23 protein-coding genes and 1 tRNA gene are annotated in these 22,618 nt (G+C 71.8%); 11 read left to right on the top strand and 13 right to left on the bottom strand.

Going from position 1 to position 22,618, the window contains the following annotated elements:
- Nucleotides 1-62: 62 nt before the first annotated feature.
- From galT to galK, 3 genes are read left to right on the top strand one after another with little or no spacing between them, the layout of a single operon-like run.
- Complete coding sequence (galT, locus tag E5082_RS15280; RefSeq protein ID WP_135791799.1) at nt 63-1,148, top strand: galactose-1-phosphate uridylyltransferase; 1,086 nt, start codon at nt 63-65, stop codon at nt 1,146-1,148.
- Nucleotides 1,145-2,107, top strand: a complete 963-nt coding sequence (gene galE, locus E5082_RS15275) for a UDP-glucose 4-epimerase GalE (RefSeq protein ID WP_086695029.1) — start codon at nt 1,145-1,147, stop codon at nt 2,105-2,107. The genes galT and galE overlap by 4 nt, the downstream gene beginning before the upstream one ends.
- Nucleotides 2,107-3,270 (top strand): galactokinase, encoded by a 1,164-nt coding sequence (gene galK / locus E5082_RS15270; RefSeq protein ID WP_135791798.1) that lies wholly within the window; start codon nt 2,107-2,109, stop codon nt 3,268-3,270. Before galE ends, galK begins: the two co-directional genes overlap by 1 nt.
- 11 nt (nt 3,271-3,281) lie before the next feature.
- Here galK and E5082_RS15265 read toward each other — a convergent pair whose 3' ends face one another.
- The gene (locus E5082_RS15265) at nt 3,282-3,737 is read right to left on the bottom strand and encodes a GNAT family N-acetyltransferase (protein WP_135791797.1); all 456 of its coding nucleotides are present in this window, start codon (nt 3,735-3,737) and stop codon (nt 3,282-3,284) included.
- A gap of 230 nt (nt 3,738-3,967) precedes the next feature.
- Between E5082_RS15265 and E5082_RS15260 the strand changes: the two genes are divergently transcribed.
- Nucleotides 3,968-4,735: a LuxR C-terminal-related transcriptional regulator gene (locus tag E5082_RS15260; RefSeq protein WP_135791796.1), complete on the top strand. Its 768-nt coding sequence runs from the start codon at nt 3,968-3,970 to the stop codon at nt 4,733-4,735.
- Here the strand turns inward: E5082_RS15260 and tamR are convergent.
- Nucleotides 4,694-5,191: a MarR family transcriptional regulator TamR gene (gene tamR, locus E5082_RS15255; RefSeq protein WP_135791795.1), complete on the bottom strand. Its 498-nt coding sequence runs from the start codon at nt 5,189-5,191 to the stop codon at nt 4,694-4,696. The two genes, E5082_RS15260 and tamR, sit on opposite strands and share 42 nt — an antisense overlap.
- 89 nt (nt 5,192-5,280) lie before the next feature.
- Between tamR and E5082_RS15250 the strand changes: the two genes are divergently transcribed.
- Nucleotides 5,281-6,108, top strand: coding sequence for a trans-aconitate 2-methyltransferase (locus E5082_RS15250; RefSeq protein ID WP_135791794.1), 828 nt, complete (start codon nt 5,281-5,283; stop codon nt 6,106-6,108).
- On the opposite strand, the gene E5082_RS15245 is transcribed toward E5082_RS15250, so the two are convergent.
- On the bottom strand, nt 6,105-6,782 hold the full coding sequence (locus E5082_RS15245) for a TetR/AcrR family transcriptional regulator (RefSeq protein ID WP_135791793.1): 678 nt from the start codon (nt 6,780-6,782) through the stop codon (nt 6,105-6,107). The two genes, E5082_RS15250 and E5082_RS15245, sit on opposite strands and share 4 nt — an antisense overlap.
- Complete coding sequence (locus E5082_RS15240) at nt 6,779-7,777, bottom strand: acyl-CoA desaturase (protein WP_135791792.1); 999 nt, start codon at nt 7,775-7,777, stop codon at nt 6,779-6,781. Before E5082_RS15240 ends, E5082_RS15245 begins: the two co-directional genes overlap by 4 nt.
- 300 nt (nt 7,778-8,077) lie before the next feature.
- Here E5082_RS15240 and ppc point away from each other — a divergent pair, with 300 nt between their 5' ends.
- A complete protein-coding gene (ppc, locus tag E5082_RS15235) occupies nt 8,078-10,810 on the top strand; it encodes a phosphoenolpyruvate carboxylase (RefSeq protein ID WP_135791791.1) in 2,733 nt (910 codons plus the stop codon).
- A 94-nt stretch (nt 10,811-10,904) separates the two neighbouring features.
- Here ppc and E5082_RS15230 read toward each other — a convergent pair whose 3' ends face one another.
- The 7 genes from E5082_RS15230 to E5082_RS15200 form a co-directional block, all read right to left on the bottom strand.
- On the bottom strand, nt 10,905-11,393 hold the full coding sequence (locus E5082_RS15230; protein WP_229918915.1) for a hypothetical protein: 489 nt from the start codon (nt 11,391-11,393) through the stop codon (nt 10,905-10,907).
- 65 nt (nt 11,394-11,458) lie between these two features.
- On the bottom strand, nt 11,459-12,055 hold the full coding sequence (pth, locus tag E5082_RS15225; protein WP_135791789.1) for an aminoacyl-tRNA hydrolase: 597 nt from the start codon (nt 12,053-12,055) through the stop codon (nt 11,459-11,461).
- Nucleotides 12,056-12,139: 84 nt separating this feature from the next.
- Nucleotides 12,140-12,739 (bottom strand): 50S ribosomal protein L25/general stress protein Ctc, encoded by a 600-nt coding sequence (locus tag E5082_RS15220; RefSeq protein WP_135791788.1) that lies wholly within the window; start codon nt 12,737-12,739, stop codon nt 12,140-12,142.
- 203 nt (nt 12,740-12,942) lie between these two features.
- Complete coding sequence (locus E5082_RS15215) at nt 12,943-13,923, bottom strand: ribose-phosphate diphosphokinase (protein WP_135791787.1); 981 nt, start codon at nt 13,921-13,923, stop codon at nt 12,943-12,945.
- Between the two features lie 149 nt (nt 13,924-14,072).
- A complete protein-coding gene (glmU, locus tag E5082_RS15210; RefSeq protein WP_135791786.1) occupies nt 14,073-15,521 on the bottom strand; it encodes a bifunctional UDP-N-acetylglucosamine diphosphorylase/glucosamine-1-phosphate N-acetyltransferase GlmU in 1,449 nt (482 codons plus the stop codon).
- A 134-nt stretch (nt 15,522-15,655) separates the two neighbouring features.
- Nucleotides 15,656-15,726 (bottom strand) — tRNA-Gln (locus E5082_RS15205).
- Nucleotides 15,727-15,737: 11 nt separating this feature from the next.
- Nucleotides 15,738-16,619 (bottom strand): hypothetical protein, encoded by an 882-nt coding sequence (locus tag E5082_RS15200; RefSeq protein WP_135791785.1) that lies wholly within the window; start codon nt 16,617-16,619, stop codon nt 15,738-15,740.
- A gap of 143 nt (nt 16,620-16,762) precedes the next feature.
- On the opposite strand from E5082_RS15200, the gene E5082_RS15195 reads away from it, so the two are divergent.
- From E5082_RS15195 to E5082_RS15175, 5 genes are all read left to right on the top strand, one after another.
- Entirely contained in the window at nt 16,763-18,094 is a 1,332-nt protein-coding gene (locus E5082_RS15195) for a sensor histidine kinase (protein ID WP_135791784.1), read from the top strand.
- 177 nt (nt 18,095-18,271) lie between these two features.
- Entirely contained in the window at nt 18,272-18,802 is a 531-nt protein-coding gene (locus E5082_RS15190; protein WP_135791783.1) for an EF-hand domain-containing protein, read from the top strand.
- A 145-nt stretch (nt 18,803-18,947) separates the two neighbouring features.
- Entirely contained in the window at nt 18,948-19,934 is a 987-nt protein-coding gene (locus E5082_RS15185) for an isocitrate/isopropylmalate family dehydrogenase (protein WP_229918914.1), read from the top strand.
- The gene (locus E5082_RS15180) at nt 19,931-20,602 is read left to right on the top strand and encodes a cysteine hydrolase family protein (protein ID WP_208766241.1); all 672 of its coding nucleotides are present in this window, start codon (nt 19,931-19,933) and stop codon (nt 20,600-20,602) included. Before E5082_RS15185 ends, E5082_RS15180 begins: the two co-directional genes overlap by 4 nt.
- Nucleotides 20,581-21,462, top strand: a complete 882-nt coding sequence (locus E5082_RS15175) for an SAM-dependent methyltransferase (protein WP_135791782.1) — start codon at nt 20,581-20,583, stop codon at nt 21,460-21,462. Before E5082_RS15180 ends, E5082_RS15175 begins: the two co-directional genes overlap by 22 nt.
- On the opposite strand, the gene E5082_RS15170 is transcribed toward E5082_RS15175, so the two are convergent.
- On the bottom strand, nt 21,449-21,982 hold the full coding sequence (locus tag E5082_RS15170) for an SUKH-3 domain-containing protein (protein ID WP_135791781.1): 534 nt from the start codon (nt 21,980-21,982) through the stop codon (nt 21,449-21,451). The genes E5082_RS15175 and E5082_RS15170 overlap by 14 nt on opposite strands.
- A gap of 62 nt (nt 21,983-22,044) precedes the next feature.
- On the bottom strand, nt 22,045-22,560 hold the full coding sequence (locus E5082_RS15165; protein WP_086690239.1) for a YwqJ-related putative deaminase: 516 nt from the start codon (nt 22,558-22,560) through the stop codon (nt 22,045-22,047).
- Between the last annotated feature and the right edge of the window lie 58 nt (nt 22,561-22,618).

Below are 22,618 nucleotides of genomic sequence, written 5' to 3'. Positions count from 1 at the left end.
GTCCGTTGTCGGGTTGTGGTTTGTTATGTTTGTTTGTGTTGAGTGAGAGCGAGGAGTCCCGCGTGAAGAAGACCTCGACCCGGCTGGCCGACGGGCGTGAGCTGGTCTACTACGACCTGCGGGACGACACCGTCCGCGACGCGGTGGACCGGCGTCCGCTGGAGCCCACGGTCACCGCCTCCGAGATCCGCCGGGACCCGCTGCTCGGCGACTCCGTGGCCGTCGCCTCCCACCGCCAGGGCCGCACCTACCACCCTCCGGCCGACGAGTGCCCGCTCTGCCCCAGCCGGGACGGGCGGCTCAGCGAGATCCCGGACGCCGGCTACGACGTGGTCGTGTTCGAGAACCGTTTCCCCTCCCTCGCCGGGGACTCCGGCCGCTGCGAGGTCGTCTGCTTCACCTCCGACCACGACGCGTCCTTCGCCTCCCTCACCGACGAGCAGGCGCGGCTGGTGCTGGAGGCGTGGACCGACCGCACCGCCGAGCTGTCCCATCTGCCCTCCGTCAAGCAGGTCTTCTGTTTCGAGAACCGGGGCGCCGAGATCGGGGTGACGCTGGGTCACCCCCACGGCCAGATCTACGCCTACCCGTTCATCACCCCGCGCACCGCGCTGATGCTCCGCTCGCTCGCCGACCACAAGGCCGGGGCCGGCGGGGAGAACCTCTTCGACACCGTCCTGGAACGCGAACTCGCCGGTGACCGGGTCGTCCTGGAGAGTGAACACTGGGCGGCCTTCGTCCCGTTCGCCGCGCACTGGCCCTACGAGGTCCACCTCTACCCCAAGCGCCGGGTGCCCGACCTGCTCGCCCTGGACGAGGCCGCGCGCACAGAATTCCCCCAGGTCTATCTGGAACTCTTGCGGCGCTTCGACCGGATCTTCGGGCGGCCGGAGGGTGCGGAGGGCGACGAGGCCGTGGCGCCGACGCCGTACATCGCGGCCTGGCACCAGGCGCCGTTCGGCGACCTCCCCGGCTTCGACGGGGTGACGCGCGACGACTTCGCGCTCCACCTGGAGCTTTTCACCATCCGCCGCACTTCCGGCAAGCTGAAGTTCCTCGCGGGTTCCGAGTCCGGCATGAGCGTCTTCATCAACGACGTGCCGCCGGAGCGCGCGGCCGAGCGACTGCGAGAGGTAGCGAGTTCATGAAGTACCTGGTGACGGGTGGCGCGGGTTATGTGGGCAGCGTCGTCGCCCAGCATCTGCTGGAGGCGGGGCACGAGGTCACCGTCCTCGACAATCTCTCCACCGGCTTCCGCGCGGGCGTGCCCGCCGGTGCCGCCTTCGTCGAGGGCGACATCCGCGACGCCGCGAAGTGGCTCGACCCGTCCTACGACGCGGTGCTGCACTTCGCCGCCTTCTCCCAGGTCGGCGAGTCGGTGGTGAAGCCGGAGAAGTACTGGGAGAACAACGTCGGCGGCACCATGGCCCTGCTCGCCGCCATGCGCGAGGCGGGCGTGAACCGGCTGGTCTTCTCCTCCACCGCCGCCACCTACGGCGAGCCCGAGGAGGTCCCGATCCCGGAGTCCGCCCCGACCCGCCCGACCAACCCCTACGGCGCCTCCAAGCTGGCCGTCGACCACATGATCACCAGCGAGGCGCACGCCCACGGCCTGGCCGCCGTCTCCCTGCGCTACTTCAACGTGGCCGGTGCCTACGGCCCGTACGGCGAGCGCCACGACCCCGAGTCCCATCTCATCCCGCTCGTCCTCCAGGTCGCCCAGGGCCGCCGCGAGGCCATCTCCGTCTACGGCGACGACTACCCGACCCCCGACGGCACCTGCGTACGCGACTACATCCACGTCGCCGACCTCGCCGACGCCCATCTGCTCGCCCTCGGCGCCGCGCGCTCCGGCGAGCACCTGATCTGCAACCTCGGCAACGGCAACGGCTTCTCCGTCCGCGAGGTCGTCGAGACCGCCCGTGAGGTCACCGGCCACCCCATCCCCGAGGTCACCGCCCCGCGCCGGGCAGGCGACCCGGCGGTCCTGGTGGCGTCGGCCGAGACCGCACGCGCCACACTGGGGTGGAACCCGTCCCGCGCGGACCTCGCCGGGATCATCGCGGACGCCTGGGAGTTCGCGCGCGACACGCAGAGGGAGCACTAGTGGGGGCACAGCAGGTCCGGGAACGCTTCACCGAGCTGTACGGGGCGGCACCGGAAGGGGTGTGGGCGGCGCCGGGCCGGGTCAACCTGATCGGCGAACACACCGACTACAACGACGGCTTCGTCATGCCGTTCGCGCTGCCGCACCAGGTCACCGCCGCCGTCTCGCGCCGCACCGACGGCGTTCTGCGGCTGCACTCGGCCGACGTCGAGGGCGAGGTCGTCGAACTCGTCCTGGACGGCCTCGCGCCGGGCACCGACGACGACTGGACCGCGTACCCGGCGGGCGTGGTGTGGGCGCTGCGCGAGGCCGGGCACCCGGTCACCGGCGCCGACGTCCACCTCGCCTCCACCGTGCCGACCGGCGCCGGACTGTCGTCCTCGGCCGCGCTGGAGGTCGTCATCGCGCTCGCGCTGGACGACCTGTTCGGCCTGGACCTGCCGCGCTGGAAGCTGGCCCGGCTGTGCCAGCGCGCGGAGAACGTCTACGTCGGCGCGCCCACCGGCATCATGGACCAGACCGCGTCGGCCTGCTGCGAGGAGGGCCACGCGCTCTTCCTGGACACCCGCGACCTGTCCCAGCGGCAGATCCCGTTCGACCTGGCCGCCGAGGGCCTGCGGCTGCTGGTGGTCGACACCCGGGTCAAGCACGCCCACAGCGGCGGCGAGTACGGCAAGCGCCGGGCCGGCTGCGAGAAGGGCGCGGCTCTGCTCGGGGTCGACGCCCTGCGCGACGTGGCGTACGACGGGCTGGACGCGGCGCTGGAGCAGCTCGGCTCCGCGGAGGACGCGGCGGAGGTGCGCCGGCTGGTGCGGCACATCGTCACCGAGAACCGGCGCGTCGAGCGGGTGGTGGAGCTGCTGACCTCGGGCGACGTCCGGGCCATCGGGCCGGTCCTCACCGAGGGCCACGCCTCGCTGCGCGACGACTTCCGGATCTCCTGCCCGGAGCTGGACCTCGCGGTCGACACCGCACTGGCCGCCGGCGCGCTCGGCGCCCGGATGACCGGCGGCGGCTTCGGCGGCTCCGCGATCGCGCTGGCCGAGGCGTCCGCGGTGGACACCCTCACCAAGGCGGTGGAGGAGGCGTTCGCGGCGGCCGGACACACCGCCCCGCGCGTCTTCGAGGCCGTCCCCTCGCCGGGCGCCCGCCGCCTGGGCTGAGCCCGGCGGCCTCAGCCGAGCCGCTTGGTCAGTGTGTACTCCGTGATCCCCGGCGGGTAGTCGGGGATCACGGACACCACGTCGTAGCCGCGGTCCTTGTAGAACGCCGGGGCCTGGAAGTCCCAGGTCTCCACGCGGGCGCGCGCGCAGCCCCGGCCGGTGTGCGCGACGCGCTCGGCCTCGTCCAGCAGCCGGGAGCCGAGACCCGCGCCCCGGTACCGGGCGTCCACCCACAGATACGTGACGTGCAGCCAGCCCGCCCAGGTGTGCCCGACCAGCCCCCCGGCGAGTCCGCCCGCCTCGTCCAGCACCCACACGTGGAGTGGGGTGTGCCGGTCGCCCGGCGAGCCGCGCAGCGCGGCCAGCACCGGGGAGGCCGCCGTGTTGGTGTCCCGCAGCCGGGCGCGCAGCAGATCCCGTCGGTCCTTGTCCACTTCCGTCTCGATCCGAAACATGCGGCACACCATAAACGCGACGGCCGGTCAGTTCCGTCAATCGGCTCCCCCTGGCCAGGAGCCGCCCGTACGCTGAGGGACCCCAAGAGCGGTCCCCGTGGGGGCGGGTGGCCGATCAGGGGGTGGGACGGGCGGGTACGGGGACCGCGCCGGGGGTAGCAGTTTCCGCGACGGCGGCCGCCGCGCCGTTGCCGGGCCGTGGGTGACCCCTGCTCCAAGTGGAGCCTGGGGAAGGGGGTTTCGTGGTTCGCATCCGAGTGCTGGTCGTGGACGACCATCGCATCTTCGCCGAGTCACTGGCGGCGGCACTGGCCGCCGAGCCCGACGTGGACGTGTCCGCCGCGGGCAGCGGCCCGGCCGCGCTGCGCTGCCTGGAGCGCGCAGCCACCGAGGGCCGCCGCTACGACGTGCTGCTGGTCGACGCCGACCTCGGCCGGGCCCTGCCCGGCGGGCGGGCGGCCGTACCGGTGCAGGCGGGCGACGCGGACGGTCTGGTGGACGGCATCTCGCTGGTCGCCGGGGTGCGTTCGGCGCAGGCCGGGGTGCGCACGGTGGTGCTCGCCGAGAAGGACGACCCGCACCGGGCCGCCCTCGCGCTCCAGGCGGGCGCCTCCGGCTGGGTCGCCAAGGACTGCTCGCTGTCCCGGCTGCTCACCGTGATCAGGGGCGTGCTGCGGGACGAGACGCATCTGCCGGCCGCGCTGCTCACCGGCGTGCTCAAGGAGCTGACGGCGGCGCGCAAGCACCGCAGCGAGAGCGAGCGGCTGGTGCAGTCGCTGACCCCGCGCGAGCGGGAAGTGCTGCGCTGCATGGTCGCCGGGCTCGGCCGGAAGGCGGTCGCGGAGCGGCTGTTCCTCTCCCCGCACACCGTCCGCACCCATATGCAGAACGTGCTGGGCAAGCTGGGCGTGCACTCCACGCTGGCCGCCGTGGCGCTGGCCCGGCGGGCCGGGGTGGGGCCGGTCGACCTAACCGGGGACGTTGTCGAACGGGGCGGTCAACTGGCGTAGCAGCCCGGCGAGTTCGCCGCGCTGGGCACGGGACAGCTCGCCGAGGATGGCCCGCTCCTGGGCCAGCAGGCCCGCCAGTGCCTCGTCGGCGCGGTCCCGGCCGGTGTCGGTCAGCCGCACCAGCACCCCGCGCCGGTCGCTGGGGTCGGGCAGCCGCTCCACGAGGCCCTTCTTGGCCAGCCGGTCGATGCGGTTGGTCATCGTGCCCGAGGTGACCAGCGTCTGGGTGAGCAACTGGCCGGGGGAGAGCTGGTACGGGTTGCCGGCGCGGCGCAGCGCGGTCAGCACGTCGAACTCCCAGGGCTCCAGCTGGTGCTCGGAGAAGGCGAGCCGTCGGGCGCGGTCCAGGTGCCGGGCCAGCCTGCTCACCCGGCTCAGCACTTCCAGTGGTTCCACGTCGAGGTCAGGGCGCTCCCGGCGCCACGCTGCGACCAGCCGATCGACCTCGTCCTCCATGGAGATCAGTGTAGTGGTTGTGTCGACGTGAAGTCTCTTGAAGCTGAGTATCTTGACATCGAGAGAAACTCTTCGGGAAGGTGGCTGTCATGACGACGCCCTCCTGGGACCCCGCCCAGTACCTCCGTCACTCCGGCCACCGGCTGCGCCCGTTCGTGGATCTGCTGGCCCGCGTCCCCGGCCTGCCCTCCGGGCGGCCCCGGATCGCCGACCTCGGCTGCGGTCCCGGCAACGCCACCGCGCTGCTCGCCGAACGCTGGCCCGGCGCCCGGATCACCGGGTACGACAACTCGCCCGAGATGCTGGAGCGCGCCCGCGCCGAGCAGCCCGCGCTGGAGTTCGCCCCCGCCGACGCCCGCACCTGGACGCCCGAGAGCCCGCACGACCTGCTGTTCTCCAACGCCACCCTCCAGTGGGTGCCGGGTCACCTGAACCGGTTCGGGGACTGGATCGGCGCGCTGAAGCCGGGCGGGGTCCTCGCCTTCCAGGTGCCGGACAACACCGATGCCCCGCTGCACACCCTGATGCGCGAACTCGCCGCCACGCCCCGCTGGGCATCCCGCCTGGCCGGCGTCCTGCGCGCCCCCGACTCCGTCCACGCCCCCGGTGTCTACCTGGACCACCTCGCCCGCCTGGGCTGCGCCACCGACGTCTGGCAGACCACGTACCAGCACGTCCTCCCCGGTGACGACCCGGTCCTGGACTGGGTCAAGGGCACCGGCCTGCGCCCCGCCCTGACCGCGCTGGCCGACGACCCGGAAGCGCGGGACGCCTTCGTCGGCGAGTACCGCGAGCTGCTCCGCGAGGCCTACCCGGCGGCCCCGCACGGCACGGTCCTGCCTTTCCGGCGCCTGTTCGCGGTGGCGGTGAAGGGGGCCCAGGGGATGTCCCGGTCTGATCGGCGAGACACCCGCTAGCTCTTGCGGTGGCCTATCAGGCGGGGCTTCTGTTCCAGGCCGTCCAGGCCGTGCCAGGCGAGGTTGACGAGGTGGGCGGCGACCTCGGCCTTCTTGGGGCGCCGGACGTCCAGCCACCACTGGCCGGTGAGGGCGACCATGCCGACCAGGGCCTGGGCGTAGAGCGGGGCGAGCTTGGAGTCGAAGCCGCGGCTCTTGAACTCGCGGCCCAGGATGTCCTCCACCTGGGTGGCGATGTCGGAGATCAGCGAGGCGAAGGAGCCCGTGGACTGCGGGATGGGGGAGTCGCGGACGAGGATGCGGAAACCGTCCGTGTACTCCTCGATGTAGTCCAGCAGCGCGAACGCGGCCTGCTCGCACAGCTCACGGGGGTGGCCGGCGGTCAGCGAGCCGGTGACCATGTCGAGCAGGCACCGCATCTCCCGGTCCACCACGACCGCGTACAGCCCCTCCTTGCCGCCGAAGTGCTCGTACACCACCGGCTTGGAGACCCCGGCCTTGGCCGCGATCTCCTCCACCGACGTGCCCTCGAAGCCCTTCGCCGCGAAGAGGGTCCGGCCGATCTCCAGCAACTGCTGGCGGCGCTCCGCACCGGTCATCCGGGTCCGGCGGGTCCGCCGCGTCTTGTCGTTGCTCGGGGTGCTGCTGGAGTCGGTGGCCACGCCGTCAATCATGCCGCCTTCGCGGCAGCCTTCCCGCGCCGGGAGGAACCCTCGTCGTCGGTGCGGCGGGAATCGATGCGCGAGCGGGACGGCCAGCGCACGTCATAGGCCCAGCCGAGCTTCTCGAACCAGCGGATGAACCGGGCCGAGGAATCGATCTGCCCGCGCTCCACGCCGTGCCGCGCGGAGGTCGGGTCGGCGTGGTGCAGGTTGTGCCAGGACTCGCCGCAGGACAGCACGGCCAGCCACCACACGTTGCCCGAGCGGTCGCGGGACTTGAACGGGCGCTTGCCCACCGCGTGACAGATCGAGTTGATCGACCACGTCACGTGGTGCAGCAGGGCCACCCGGACGAGTGAACCCCAGAAGAACCCGGTGAAGGCGCCCCACCAGGACATCGTGGCCAGCCCGCCGATCAGCGGGGGCAGCAGCAGCGAGACGGCCGTCCACAGCGCGAACTGCCGGGAGATCGCCCGCATGGCCGGGTCCCTGACCAGGTCCGGCGCGTACTTCTCCTGCGGGGTCTGCTCCTCGTCGAACATCCAGGCGATGTGGGCCCACCACAGGCCCTTCATCAGCGCGGGGAGCGTCTCCCCGAACCGCCACGGCGAGTGGGGGTCGCCCTCGGCGTCGGAGAACTTGTGGTGCCTGCGGTGGTCGGCCACCCAGCGCACGAGCGGCCCCTCCACCGCCATCGACCCCATGATCGCCAGCGCGATCCTGAGCGGCCGCTTCGCCTTGAAGGAGCCGTGGGTGAAGTAGCGGTGGAAGCCGATCGTGATGCCGTGGCACCCGAGGAAGTAGAAGAACACCAGCAGGCCCAGGTCGAGCCAGCTCACCCCCCAGCCCCACACCAGCGGCACGGCCGCCAGCAGGGCCAGGAACGGTACGACGATGAACACCAGGAGCGCGATCTGTTCGATCGAGCGCTTCTGTTCGCCGCCCAGCGTGGCGGTGGCGCCGTCGGCGCGGACTTCGTCGATCACATCGGAACTACTTGAGGTCATGCGCGTCCCCTGTGGGGTCGAGGGCGGGGGTCGAGAGAGTGCCGGACAGGTACGGAACGGACGGTACGTCCCTACGGTTCCGTAACCTACGGCGTCGTAAGTATGTCAGCGGTTCGGCCGGCGGCAAGAGCCCGAGATCCTGCGCGTCCACCGGGACACCTATCCTTGGAGACGGTCGGACAGCGCGGTCCGCTCTGTTTACTTCCCGGACGTTCCGGCCGGTATGCGGCGTTTTGCCGCGTGATGGATGGGTGTCCGGGTTCCCGCCGGATGAGCTTCAACACGCAAGGAGCCGCACCTGTGAGCAGTGTCGACGACCAGACCACCACGAACGGCCAGGCGCTGCGCGCCGACATCCGGCGCCTGGGTGATCTCCTGGGCGAGACCCTCGTCCGCCAGGAGGGCCCCGAGCTGCTGGAACTGGTCGAGAAGGTCCGCCGCCTGACCCGCGAGGACGGCGAGGCCGCGGCCGAGCTGCTGCGCGGCACCGAGCTGGAGACCGCCGCCAAGCTGGTGCGCGCCTTCTCCACCTACTTCCACCTCGCCAACGTCACCGAGCAGGTGCACCGCGGCCGCGAGCTGCGCGCCCGCCGGGCCACCGAGGGCGGTCTGCTCTCCCGCACCGCCGACCGGCTCAAGGACGCCGACCCCGAGCACCTGCGGGACACCGTCCGCAACCTCAACGTGCGCCCGGTCTTCACCGCCCACCCCACCGAGGCCGCCCGCCGCTCGGTCCTCAACAAGCTGCGCCGGATCGCGGAACTCCTGGACACCCCCGTCCTCGACTCCGACCGCCGCCGCCACGACGTACGGCTCGCCGAGAACATCGACCTCGTCTGGCAGACCGACGAACTGCGCGTGGTCCGCCCCGAGCCCACCGACGAGGCCCGCAACGCCATCTACTACCTGGACGAGCTGCACGCCGACGCCGTCGGGGACGTCCTGGAGGACCTCACCGCCGAGCTGGAGCGGGTCGGCGTCACCCTGCCGCCCGACACCCGCCCGCTGACCTTCGGCACCTGGATCGGCGGCGACCGCGACGGCAACCCCAACGTCACCCCCCAGGTCACCTGGGACGTGCTGATCCTCCAGCACGAGCACGGCATCAACGACGCGCTGGAGATGATCGACCAGCTCCGCGGCCTGCTCTCCAACTCCATCCGCTACACGGGTGCCACCCGGGAACTCCTGGACTCCCTGGAGGCCGACCTGGCGCGCCTGCCGGAGATCAGCCCCCGCTACAAGCGGCTCAACGCCGAGGAGCCCTACCGGCTCAAGGCCACCGCGATCCGGCAGAAGCTGGAGAACACCAAGCAGCGCCTGGCCCGCAACACCCCGCACGAGGAGGGCCGGGACTACCTCGGCACCGCCGAACTCCTCGCCGACCTGCGGATCATCCAGACCTCCCTGCGCGAGCACCGGGGCGCCCTCTTCGCCGACGGCCGCATCGACCGCGTCATCCGCACCCTGGCCGCCTTCGGCCTCCAGCTCGCCACCATGGACGTCCGCGAGCACGCCGACGCCCACCACCACGCCCTCGGCCAGCTCTTCGACCGGCTCGGCGAGGAGTCCTGGCGCTACGCCGACATGCCGCGCGAGTACCGGGCCAAGCTGCTCGCCAAGGAGCTGCGCTCGCGCCGCCCGCTCGCCCCGAGCCCGGCCCCGGTCGACGCGGCCGCCGCCAAGACCCTCGGCGTCTTCCAGACCGTCAAGCGGGCGCTGGAGGTCTTCGGGCCCGAGGTCGTCGAGTCGTACATCATCTCGATGTGCCAGGGCGCCGACGACGTGTTCGCGGCGACCGTGCTGGCCCGCGAGGCCGGGCTGCTCGACCTGCACGCCGGCTGGGCGAAGATCGGCATCGTGCCGCTGCTGGAGACCACCGACGAGCTGAAGGCCGCCGACACCATCCTGGAGGACATGCTCTCCGACCCGTCCTACCGGCGCCTGGTCGCGCTGCGCGGGGACGTCCAGGAGGTCATGCTCGGCTACTCCGACTCCTCCAAGTTCGGCGGCATCACCACCAGCCAGTGGGAGATCCACCGCGCCCAGCGCCGGCTGCGCGACGTCGCCCACCGCTACGGCGTACGGCTGCGCCTCTTCCACGGCCGCGGCGGCACCGTCGGCCGCGGTGGCGGCCCCTCGCACGACGCGATCCTCGCGCAGCCCTGGGGCACCCTGGAGGGCGAGATCAAGGTGACCGAGCAGGGCGAGGTCATCTCCGACAAGTACCTGATCCCGTCTCTCGCGCGGGAGAACCTGGAGCTGACGGTCGCCGCCACCCTCCAGGCGTCCGCCCTGCACACCGCGCCCCGCCAGTCCGACGAGGCGCTCGCCCGCTGGGACGCGGCCATGGACGTCGTCTCCGACGCCGCCCACGCCGCCTACCGCCGGCTCGTCGAGGACCCGGACCTGCCGACGTACTTCCTCGCCTCCACGCCGGTCGACCAGCTCGCCGAGCTGCACCTGGGCTCGCGGCCCTCGCGCCGCCCGGGCTCGGGCGTCTCGCTGGACGGACTGCGGGCCATCCCGTGGGTGTTCGGCTGGACCCAGTCCCGGCAGATCGTCCCCGGCTGGTTCGGCGTCGGCTCCGGGCTGAAGGCCCTGCGCGAGGCCGGTCTGGACACCGTGCTCGGTGAGATGCACGAGCAGTGGCACTTCTTCCGTAACTTCATCTCCAACGTCGAGATGACCCTCGCCAAGACCGACCTGCGCATCGCCCAGCACTACGTGGACACGCTCGTCCCCGACGAGCTGAAGCACGTCTTCGACACCATCAGGGCCGAGCACGAGCTGACCGTCGCCGAGGTGCTGCGCATCACCGGGGAGAAGCAGCTCCTGGACGCACAGCCCGAGTTGCGGCAGACCCTGAGCATCCGCGACGCCTACCTGGACCCGATCTCCTACCTCCAGGTGGCGCTGCTCAAGCGCCAGCGCGACGCGGCCGCCGCCGGTGAGGAGCCGGACCCGACCCTGGGCCGCGCCCTGTTGCTCACCGTCAACGGCGTCGCGGCGGGTCTGCGCAACACCGGCTGACCCGCGGCGGTACGGCGGTGCCCCCGGAGCGTGTCGGCTCCGGGGGCACCGGCGTATCAGGACGGCTCAGGACGGCTTTCTCAGGACGGCTATCTCAGGACAGCACGAAGGCCGCCGTCAGCAGGCCCGCGCCCGCCAGGCCCAGCACCCAGGCCGCCCGGGGCATCCGCATGCCGCCCGCGACCACCACCGAGGCCAGCAGCAGCGCGCCGCCGAGCGGCAGCCAGGCCAGCAGCACACCGGAGACGCCCGCGCGCACGGCGACGTCCGTACCGGGTTCCAGGACGACGTCGTAGCTGTGCCCCTCGCGCACCACCACCGACCGCTCGATGCGGACGGAGGGCCGCGCGGTGGCGCCGGGCGACAGCGGCTTGAACGTGCCCGCACACCGCTCCGGCAGACAGTCCGTCACCGTCAGCGTGCCCCGCTCGCGCCCCTTGGGCAGCATCGCGTGCTGCGCGCTCCCCCAGGACCCCCAGGCCCCGGCGAACACGATCAGCGCGGCGAACACCCCCGCGGCCACGACCCGGCCCACCCGGACGACGGAGCCGGAACGCGCGGAAGTGGCGGAGGCAGCAGGCATGGCCGGGATCATTGGCCATACCCCTACGGCGGGTCAACTCCAAGGTGCCGCCGACCTCCCGGACGCTACGAGTTGTACGCCGACTGAGCCCGCTCCAGCCCCTCCGTGACCAGGCACTCCACCGCGTCCGCCGCGCGGTCCACGAAGTAGTCCAGTTCCTTGCGCTCGGCGGAGGCGAAGTCCTTCAGCACGAAGTCCGCCACCTGCATCCGGCCCGGCGGACGGCCGATGCCGAAGCGGACGCGGTGGTAGTCGGGGCCCATCGCCTTCGTCATCGACTTCAGGCCGTTGTGCCCGTTGTCGCCGCCGCCCAGCTTCAGCCGCAGCGCACCGTAGTCGATGTCCAGCTCGTCGTGGACCGCCACCACCTGGGAGAGCGGCACCTTGTAGAAGTCCCGCAGCGCGTTCACCGGACCGCCCGACAGGTTCATGTACGACATCGGCTTGGCCAGGATCACCCGCCGGTTCGCCGGACCCACCGGACCGATCCGGCCCTCCAGCACCTGCGCCTGCGCCTTGCCGGCACGCTTGAACTTCCCGCCGATCCGCTCCGCGAGCAGATCCACCGCCATGAAACCGACGTTGTGCCGGTTCATCGCGTACTCCGGCCCCGGATTACCGAGCCCGACCACCAGCCAAGGGGCGTTCGCGGGGGTACTCAACGACCCATCTCTCCTCGATATGCGGCAGCCGCCGCCCCCGGAGAACGGGGACGACGGCTGCCGGATGATTCAAGCCGGTACGGCTCAGGCCTCGGCGGACTCTTCGCCCTCCGCGGCGGCCTCTTCCTCGGCCGGCTCCTCGGCCTGCGCGGCCAGGACCTGGAGGACGACGGCGTCGCCCTCGACGGCCAGGGAGACACCCTTGGGGAGCTCGATGTCCTTGGCGTGGACGGAGGCACCGGCCTCCAGGCCCTCGACGGAGACCGTCACGGACTCGGGGATGTGGGTGGCCTCGGCCTCGACCGGCAGCGCGTTCAGCACGTGCTCGAGCAGGTTGCCGCCCGGGGCCAGCTCGCCCTCGGCGACGACCGGGACCTCGACGGTGACCTTCTCGCCACGCTTGACCAGCAGCAGGTCGACGTGCTCCAGGAAGCCCTTCAGCGGGTCGCGCTGCACGGACTTCGGGATCGCCAGCTCGTTGGTCTTGCCGTCGATGTCCAGGGCGATCAGGACGTTCGGCGTACGCAGCGCCAGCAGCAGCTCGTGGCCCGGCAGGGTCAGGTGCAGCGGCTCGGAACCGTGGCCGTAGAGGACACCGGGAACCTTGTTCTCACGGCGGATGCGACGGGCGGCACCCTTGCCGAACTCGGTGCGGGACTCGGCGGCGAGCTTGACCTCGGACATACGGATCACTCCTCGTACAGGTAGATGGGACGTGGTCACCCGGCCACGAACGGCCTGCTACGAAGAGCGCGTCGATAACGGACAACCGGCACCCGTGAAACACGGGCGCGGCCTCCCTCGCCGAGCAACTGTCGCAGTCTACTCGGCAAGGGGGCCGCGCCCAAAAGGATCTTCCGCCGCCCCTCAGAGGACCTGCAGAAACCTCACTGCTCGTCGAAGAGGCTCGTCACCGAACCGTCCTCGAACACCTCACGCACCGCGCTGGCGATCGTCCCGGCGATCGACAGCACCGTGATCTTGTCCAGATCCGCCGCCAGCTCACCCGGCGTCGGCAGCGTGTCGGTGAACACGAACTCGCTCACCCGCGAGTTCTTCAGCCGGTCCGCCGCCGGACCCGACAGCACACCGTGCGTCGCCGTCACGATGACGTCCTCGGCCCCGTGCGCGAACAGCGCGTCCGCGGCCGCGCAGATCGTGCCACCGGTGTCGATCATGTCGTCCACCAGGACACAGATACGGCCCTCGACATCACCCACGACCTCGTGCACCGTGACCTGGTTCGCCACGTCCTTGTCCCGGCGCTTGTGCACGATCGCCAGCGGCGCACCCAGCCGGTCGCACCAGCGGTCGGCCACCCGCACCCGGCCCGCGTCCGGGGAGACCACGGTCAGCTTCGACCGGTCCACCTTCGCGCCCACGTAGTCCGCCAGCAGCGGCAGCGCGAACAGGTGGTCCACCGGACCGTCGAAGAAGCCCTGGATCTGGTCCGTGTGCAGATCCACGGTCAGGATGCGGTCCGCACCCGCCGTCTTCATCAGGTCCGCGATCAGACGCGCCGAGATCGGCTCACGGCCACGGTGCTTCTTGTCCTGCCGGGCGTACCCGTAGAACGGCACGATCACCGTGATGGAGCGCGCCGACGCCCGCTTCAGCGCGTCGATCATGATCAACTGCTCCATGATCCACTTGTTGATCGGCGCCGTGTGGCTCTGGATCAGGAAACAGTCCGCGCCACGCGCCGACTCCTGATAACGCACATAGATCTCACCGTTGGCGAAGTCGAACGCCTTGGTGGGGACGACCCCCACACCGAGCTTGTGAGCGACCTCCTCGGCAAGTTCGGGGTGGGCGCGGCCGGAGAAGAACATCATCTTCTTCACGCCGGTCGTCTTGATCCCGGTCACAGCACTGTCTCCTCAGAGGTTCTCAGCCAGCCGCCGGCCAAGCGACCTCTCGACGGGGCACGAGAGGGCCGAATCGGCTGGTAGGGGTGCGGTTGTGCACTTATCACGGTACGCCGTGTTCGACGCGACCGTTTCCGGCGAGCCTTCCCTCAGCCCTCGTCCACGCCCGGCCGGGACGCCGCCTCCGCCGCCTTCGCGGACGCGCTCCCCGGACGCTTACGAGCCACCCAGCCCTCGATATTCCGCTGCTGACCACGGGCCACGGCCAGCGCACCGGGCGGCACATCCTTCGTGATCACGGACCCCGCGCCGGTGTAAGCGCCGTCCCCGACCGTGACAGGAGCCACAAACATGTTGTCCGAACCGGTCTTGCAATGCGACCCCACCGTCGTGTGGTGCTTGCTCTCACCGTCGTAGTTCACGAACACACTCGCCGCGCCGATGTTCGTGAAATCACCGATCGTCGCGTCCCCCACGTACGACAGATGCGGAACCTTCGTCCCCTCACCGATCGACGCGTTCTTCGTCTCCACGTACGTACCGACCTTCGACCGCACACCCAGCCGCGTACCGGGCCGCAGATACGCGTACGGACCCACCGTCGCGCCCTCGCCGACCACCGCGCCGTCCGCCACCGTGTTGTCCACGCGCGCGCCCACGCCCACCACCGTGTCGTTCAGACGGCTGTTCGGGCCGACCTCCGCGCCCTCCCCGATCCGCGTCGCACCGGTGAGCTGCGTACCCGGGTGCACCACCGCGTCCCGGCCGAAGCCGACCGTCACGTCCACCCACGTCGTCGCCGGGTCCACCACGGTCACGCCATCCAGCATCGCGGCCGTCAGCAGACGGTCGTTCAGCGTCCGGCGGGCCTCCGAGAGCTGCACCCGGTTGTTGATCCCGGCGATCTCCCGGTGGTCACCCGCCACCGACGCACCCACCCGGTGCCCGGCCGCCCGCAGGATGCCCAGCACATCGGTCAGGTACTCCTCGCCCTGACTGTTGTCGGTGCGCACCTGCTTCAGCGCGTCCCCCAGCAGCCGGCCGTCGAACGCGAACACACCGCTGTTGATCTCGGCGATCGCCCGCTGCTCGTCGGTCGCGTCCTTGTGCTCCACGATCGCGGTCACCGCGCCGCTCGCGCCGTCCCGGACGATCCGGCCGTAACCGGTCGCGTCCGGGACCTCGGCGGTCAGCACGGTCACGGCGTTGCCGTCCGCCTGGTGCGTGGCGGTGAGGGCCGCCAGGGTGTCCGCGGTCAGCAGAGGGGTGTCGCCGCAGACCACCACGACGGTGCCCTCCACCGGGCCGCCCAGCTCCTCCAGCGCCATGCGCACCGCGTGCCCGGTGCCGTTCTGCTGCTCCTGCACGGCCGTGCGGACCTCGGGGTCGATCTCGGCGAGGTGCGCGGCGACCTGCTCACGGGCGTGGCCGACGACGACCACCAGCTCGGCGGGGTCCAGCTCACGGGAGGCGGCCAGCACATGACCGACCAGGGAGCGGCCGCAGATCTGGTGCAGGACCTTCGGTGTGGCCGACTTCATACGGGTGCCCTCACCCGCTGCGAGAACGACGACGGCTGCCGGGCGAATGGCGCTCACGGGGTTGCCTTTCGGCTCTGGGAAGAGGTGGTGACTGGCGGCAGAATACCGGGGGGCCTTTTGGCGGACATGAGAGCGGGTCCCGCCGGGGGTGTGCCGGTCGGGACCCGAACCTCGAAGGTGACTGCTGTGGGCTCCCGGAGAAGGATTCGAACCCTCATTCAACGGACCAAAACCGTTTGTCCTACCCTTAGACGATCCGGGATGAATAGCGTGCTATGTCCGATTTGATTGATCGGCTTCGCGCGCGGCCTCCACTATGCCGTACCAGGCGCCCTCGATGCGACGGTACAAGTCTGCGCTTTTCAGGACTTTGATCACGAGGCAACCCCGGTAGTCCTCGCCCGTGTTCCGCCGGACGGTCTTCGGGTTGTGCTTCTTGAGGGAGGTCTTGTTGAAGGCGGCGCGGTCCGCGTCGACCACCTCGGCCCAGAACCGCTCGGCGCCCGGCACGTCCGCTGTCTCGTGGATCATCACCGTGAAGCGCAGCCGCTCGCGCTCCACGCTCAGCAGGTCGAGCCAGGCGAGGAAGGTCGTGATCATGCCGGGGTCGCTGTTGACGAACGTGACGTTCTCGCGACGGTCGTACGGCTTGTCCTTGGCCCCCTCCGCCCAGTAGAGCCCGACGCCGACCAGGAACAACTCGCGTTCCGACACCGCGCCGACCCTCCGTCGGGCCTCCTCCTTGGTCCGTCGGCGCTCCTCGTCACGGATGGCCAGCTCGTGATCCCACCTCTTCCGCGCGGCCAGTTTCGCCTGCTCGGTCGGGTCCCGGGGCTCGGGCTTCGGCAGATCCCGCACCCACAGCGACACCGAGCTGCGCGAGCAACCCAGTGCCGCTTCGATCTGGTCGTACGTGCAGCCCTGGCGGCGGAGTTCCCGTGCCTGCTCCCGGAGGTCGTCCTTGGCGTTGGGGCGCTTGGTCCACTCCGGGGCCGGTTCGCCGTGGACGAGGCGGTTGAGGAGGTCGTTGTTGTGGATCTTCAGGTGGTCGCGGATCTGGCGGAGGCTCATGCCCTGGCGGCGGAGGGTGACCGCCTGGGCGCGGAGGCCTTCGAAGTCGGCGTACTTGGAGGTTTTGCCTGGTGAATGTGCCATTTGCATATCGTCCGGGCGGAATGTGAGCCTCCGGGGCCCGTACGGCGGAGTTCAGTAGTTCGAGTGACGGAGGGGTCCGTGGTCCGGGTGGGTAGGAGAAAGTCACCGGAAATGCCACCGGGAGCGCCCGTAGGCTGGAGGGCATGACCACGACGGGGGAAGACCACACCAGGGCGCCGACCGGCCCATGGTGGTGGGAGAGACGGCGCGGTGCGGTGCTGGACGTCGGCCTGGGGCTGGCGTCGGCGGTGGAGTGCGGCGCGGAGGGTGTGCCGTTCGCGCGGGACGCGGGCGTGCCGGTGTGGCTCGGTGTCGTGTTCGGGCTGCTGGCGGGTTCGGTGCTGTTGGTGCGCCGGAAGTGGCCGGTCGCGGTGGTCCTGGTGGCGATCGCGGTGACGCCCGCCCAGATGGGCTTCCTGATGGGCATCGTCGGCCTGTACACGCTGGCGGCGTGCGAGCTGCCGCGCCGGGTGATCGTGGCGCTGGCGGGCATGTCGCTGGTGGGCACGATGATCGTGACGTTCGTGCGGGTGCGCCAGGACATGGCGCGCGGTGATCTGACGCTGGGCGACTGGTTCGTGCCGTTCGCCGCGGTGACCACCTCGCTGGGTCTGACGGCGCCTCCGCTGCTGCTGGGGCTGTACGTGGGGGCCCGGCGCCGGCTGATGGAGAGCCTGCGGGAGCGGGCGGACAGCCTGGAGCGGGAGCTGCAGTTGCTCGCGGAGCGGGCGGAGGAGCGCGCGGAGTGGGCGCGGAGCGAGGAGCGCACGCGGATCGCGCGGGAGATGCACGACGTGGTGGCGCACCGGGTGAGTCTGATGGTGGTGCACGCGGCGGCGTTGCAGGCGGTGGCCCGCAAGGACCCGGAGAAGGCGGTGCGGAACGCGGCGCTGGTGGGGGACATGGGCCGGCAGGCGCTGACCGAGCTGCGGGAGATGCTCGGGGTGCTGCGGTCGGGGGATTCCGGGGAGGCGGTGCGGCGGCGCGTGGAGCCGGAGCCGGTTCCGGTGCCGTTGGCCGCGGTGGGGGCTGCGGCGGCGGAGGCGGCGTCGAAGGCGGCGGCCGAGGTGGTCGTGGTGGACGGGCCGTGTCTGTCGGAGCTGGAGGAGCTGGTGGGGCAGTCGGCGGCGGCCGGGATGGTGGTGGCGCTGTCGGTGGAGGGGGAACTGCGGTCGTATCCGGCGGAGGTGGAGCAGACCGCGTACCGGGTGGTGCAGGAGGCGTTGACGAACGTGCACAAGCACGCCGCGGGTGCGAAGACGTATGTGCGGCTCGCTCATCGGGCGGCGGAGCTCGCGATGCAGGTGGAGAACGATTCGCCGCCGGAGCCGGGCTCGGCGTCGGCGGGTCTGCCGTCGGGCGGCAATGGTCTGCTGGGGATGCGGGAGCGGGTCGTGGCGCTGGGCGGTGTGTTCGTGTCGGGGCCGACGGATGCGGGGGGTTTCCGGGTGTCGGCGGTGATTCCGGCCGCGTAGGGGCCGGGTTCCGCGGTGGCCGCTCATGTCGTGTTCGCCGTCCAATCCTCGGTAGGTGCTGAATCCACCCATTGGATGAACGTGGCCGGCGTGCGGCATGCGGGGGGCTTCGGGGACGCAGTGTGTCGGTGCGTGCCGAGGGGTTCGGGGCGAGTCGACGAAGGGGTCTGGTCGGTCATGCGTACTGAGGCCATCGACCGGGTGACGCTGGTGTTCTCGCTGTTCGACGCGGATGGCAACGGTCGTCTGGACCCGGAGGACTTCGAGCTGATGGCGTCGCGGGTGACGGCGGCGGCGGAGGGTTCGGGGGAGGGTGCGCGGGCGCGGATGTCGGCGGCGTTCCAGCGGTACTGGGAGACGCTGGAGGGGGAGCTGGACGCGAACGGGGACGGGCGGATCACGCTGGAGGAGTACCGGGCGTGTGTGCTGGCGCCGGAGCGGTTCGCGGGGACGGTGCGGGAGTTCGCGGAGGCGCTGGCGGCGCTGGGTGATCCGGACGGGGACGGGGTGATCGAGCGGCCGCTGTTCACGGCGCTGATGCGGGCGATCGGTTTCGCGGGCCCGAACATCGACGCGCTGTTCGACGCGTTCGGGCCGGACGGGGAGGACCGGATCGCGGTGGCGACCTGGGTGGCGGGGATCGAGGACTTCTACGCGCCGGACAAGGCGGGGATTCCGGGGGATCACCTGGTGGGCGCGGCGGTGTGAGGCGGGGGCGGGGCGGGTCGGTCGGGGAGAGGGGCGGTCCGGGGTGACGGTCGTGGGGCTCGCCTTGGGGCGGGGTACGGGCGCGGAGGTGGCCGGGGTCTTCGAGCGGGTGCTGGGGCATCTGGCGGGGGCGTAGGGGGTGCCGGTGCGGGTGGAGCGTTCGGAGCGGGTCTACCACTCGTATGTGTCGCTGCGGGGTGAGGCGCCGGAGCGGGTCGCGGCGCTGACCGAGGAGGACGCGGCGCAGTACGAGGCGTTCTGTCGGGGGCTGGCGGGCCGGGGGGTCTCGGCGGTGTTCCGTACGGCGGTCAACGCGCAGTCGTTGTATCTGGTGCGGCAGCGGTTGCGTGCGGTGAAGGTGGACGGGTTGGGGGGTCCGCCGGGCGGGGTGGCGCCGGAGCTGCTGCTGGTGCGGGATCAGGCGCAGGGGTTCTACACGGGGGAGAACCGGCATGAGCCGGGGCGTGTGGTGCGGACGATGGAGTTCAGCGAGGGGATCACGAACGAGGTGATCGGCTGCGCGTTGGCGCGGGCGCGGCTGGTGTGGCCGGGGGGTGGGGCGGCGCGGGTGGTGATGGCGTACAAGTTCCATCTGCTGGACGGGGCGCTGGACGACTGGGTGCGGCGGGCGGCGGAGCGGCACGGGGTGGAGATCCGGTCGTGCCAGCCGGACACGGTGAACCGGGATCTGATCGCGCACGGGCTGCCGCCGAGGACGGTGGTGGTGGCGGGGAACGAGTGGGCGGACATCATGCATGTGGTGCTGCTGGACCGGTTCGGGGGTGAGCGGCAGGAGAGCCGGTTCACGGAGAACGTGCATCTGCTGCCGGGGGTGGCGGGGCTGGTGGAGTTCCAGACGGTGCACGGCTCGGCGGACGATCTCGAGGGCCGTGATCTGGTGAATCCGGTGGCGACGATCCGGGCGGCGGCGGCCGTGGCGGAGCGGCACGTGGGGTGTGCGGGGGCGGTGGCCGCGGTGGAGGGGGCGCTGGCGGGGCTGTCGGCGCGGGGGGTGTGCACGGCGGACGTGGGGGGTTCGGCGTCGACGGGTGAGGTGGTGGCCGGGGTGCTGGCGGGGCTGGGGGTGCCGGGTCCGGGAGCGGGGGCGCAGGCGCTGGTGGCGGGGGCGTGAGGGGGGTGGTGCTGGTGGTGGTCGACCTGCAGAACGATTTCTGCGATGCGTCGGCCGCCGCCCGTCATGGGAGCGATCCGGGGGTGCTGGCGGATGCGGCGGGGGCCGCGGCCGGGGTGGTGGACCAGGCGCGGGCGGCCGGGGTGGAGGTGGTGTTCGTCCGGTTCTTGGGGGACGTCGGGCATCAGGGAGCGAGCTGGCGGTGGCGGGACCGGGCGCGGGGCAGGCGGCCGAAGTGCGTGACGGGGAGCAGGGGCGCGGAGTTCCACGGGGTGGTGCCGGCCGCGCGGGAGCGGGTGTTCACCAAGTACGCGTGTTTCGACGCGTTCCTGGCGGAGGGGTTCGAGGCGTACCCGCGGGAGCGGGAGGTGGTGCGGCTGGTGTTCGCGGGGGTGTTCACCGATGTGTGTGTGGATTCGACGGCGCGGACGGCGTTCCAGAAGGGTTTCGAGGTGTCGGTGCTGACCGACTGCACAACGCCGTTGCATCTGCCGGAGCCGGTGATCCTGTCGTTCATGCGGCGGGTGTACGGGGCCCGGCTGACGACGCGTGCGGATCCGGAGCTGTGGGCCGTGTGTCCTTCGACCGAGGAGGGGTCATCACAACCGTCGGTGCGGCAGGCCGGTCCGGTGCCGGTGACTTCGGAGTGGACGCGGGGGTGGGGGTGACCGCGCTGCTGGTGGCGGCGGCGCGGGCGATCGAGGCGCGCCGTCCGGACGCGCTGGCGCGTGACCCGTACGCGGAGTGCTTCGTGCGGGCGGCGCCGGTGTCGGCGCGTTGGCCGGTGTCCTTGGAGGAGGTGCCGCGTGGGGACGCCGATCCGGTGTGGGGGCGCCTGGCGCGGTACTTCGGGCTGCGGACGCGGGTGCTGGACGACGCGCTGCGGTCGGCGGCGCGGGCCGGGATCCGGCAGTTCGTGCTGCTGGGGGCGGGCCTGGACACGCGGGCCTTCCGTCTGGACTGGCCGTCGGGCAGCACGGTGTGGGAGGTGGACCGCCCCGGTGTGCTCGGCTTCAAGGAGCGGGTGCTGGCCCGGGCGGGCGCGGTGCCGTCGGCGGGGCGGGTACCGGTGCCGGTGGATCTGCGCGGTGACTGGGCGGCGGCGCTGCTCGGCGCCGGTCTGGAGCCGGGGCTGCCGACGGCGTGGCTGGCGGAGGGGCTGCTGCTGTATCTCCCGGCGGCCGCCGAACGCCGACTGGTCGCGGTCGTCGACGAGTTGAGCGCGCCGGACAGCATGCTCGGGTACGAGGTGAAGCTGCTGAAGGAGGCCCGCGCGGTGCGGGACAGCCCGGTGTACGCGGAGGCGCGGGAGCGGCTCGGGGTGGATCTGCCGGCGCTGTTCGACGGCGATCCGCGTCCGGACTCGGCGGCGGATCTGGCGGGCCGGGGCTGGCGGACCGAGGTGGGGACGCCGTACGACCATGTCCGCCGGTACGGGCGGGGCCCGCGGCCGGAGCCGGACGACGCGCTGGCCGCCAACCGCTGGGTGTTCGCGGTGAAGGGCGCCGCGGGGGTCAGCCGGTGGTGAGGCGGGCGGGCTGGGTGCCGGCGATGAGCGCGGTCAGCGCGTGGTCGATGTCGGGGCCGAGGTACCAGTCGCCGGTGTGGTCGAGGGTGTAGACGCGGCCCTGAGTGTCGATGGCGAGGAGGGCGGCGGTGTCGGTCTCCTCGCCGAGCGGGCTGAGTTCGGTGCCGAGCGCGCGGCCGAGGTCGCCCAGGGTGCGGGCGAGGTGCAGGCCCTGGAGCGGGTCGAGGTGGAGGTTGGCCGGCGCGATCTGCCGGCCGGTGCCGGTGGGGGTGATGCGGAGTCCGCCGAACTCGGCCCAGGCTTCGACGGCGGCGGGGAAGACGGCGTGCCGGTGTCCTGCGGGGGAGAGGTGTTCGCGCAGGGTGTCGGCCCAGATCTCGGCCTGCTTTATGTCCCAGCGGCCGGGGTGCCAGCCCGCGGTGCGCAGCGCGTTGTCGACGGCGCCGGGGAAGCGGGGTGCGGTGCCGCCCGGCCCGTGGGGTGCGGTGGGCCTGGGGGATGAGGTGCGGTCGGAGTGCATCTGCCCTGTCGATCGTCGTGCTGGTGAGCTGGCTTCGGGGGCCCGGCGGGGGCGGGGCGGGGTCAGTCGCCGGTGCCGGCCGGGTCGACGATGCGGACGCCGAAGTGGGCGCTGAGGGCGGCGCAGGCGCGGCAGGGGGTGGCGAAGGAGCCGTGCAGCGGGTCACCGTCCTCGCGTATGCGGCGGGCGGTGAGCTTGGCGTGCTTCAGGGACTTGCGGGCCTCGCCGTTGGTCATGGGGCGGCGGGCGGAGCGCCTGCTGCGGGTGGCGTCGGCCGCGGTGAGGTGCCGGGAGATGAGGATCGTCTCGGCGCACCGTCCGGTGAAGCGGTCGCGCTGGCCGCTGGTGAGGGTGTCGAGGAAGTCCTGCACGAGGTGGTGCAGGGGGGCCGGCTGGTCGCCGCGGGCGGCGGTGCCGGTGAGGGTGGCGCCGCGTACGGAGAGGGCGGCGGCGACGGCGGGCAGGATGCCGTCGCGGCGGTGCAGCAGGGCGGGGGCGGGAGGTTCGGTGCTGTCGCTCCAGCCGATGCGGGGGTCGCCGGCCCGCACGTCGGTACCTCCGGTCGGCATCGTGTTCATGGTCGTCTTCCCTCCCCTGGGCCCTCGCCCGGAGGACACAGAGTGCCAAATGCCGTGG

Source organism: Streptomyces griseoluteus (assembly GCF_004784465.1).
Classification (GTDB): domain Bacteria; phylum Actinomycetota; class Actinomycetes; order Streptomycetales; family Streptomycetaceae; genus Streptomyces; species Streptomyces griseoluteus.
Note: the sequence above shows the minus strand (reverse complement) of the source record. Positions and strands in the feature narration are given on the sequence as shown.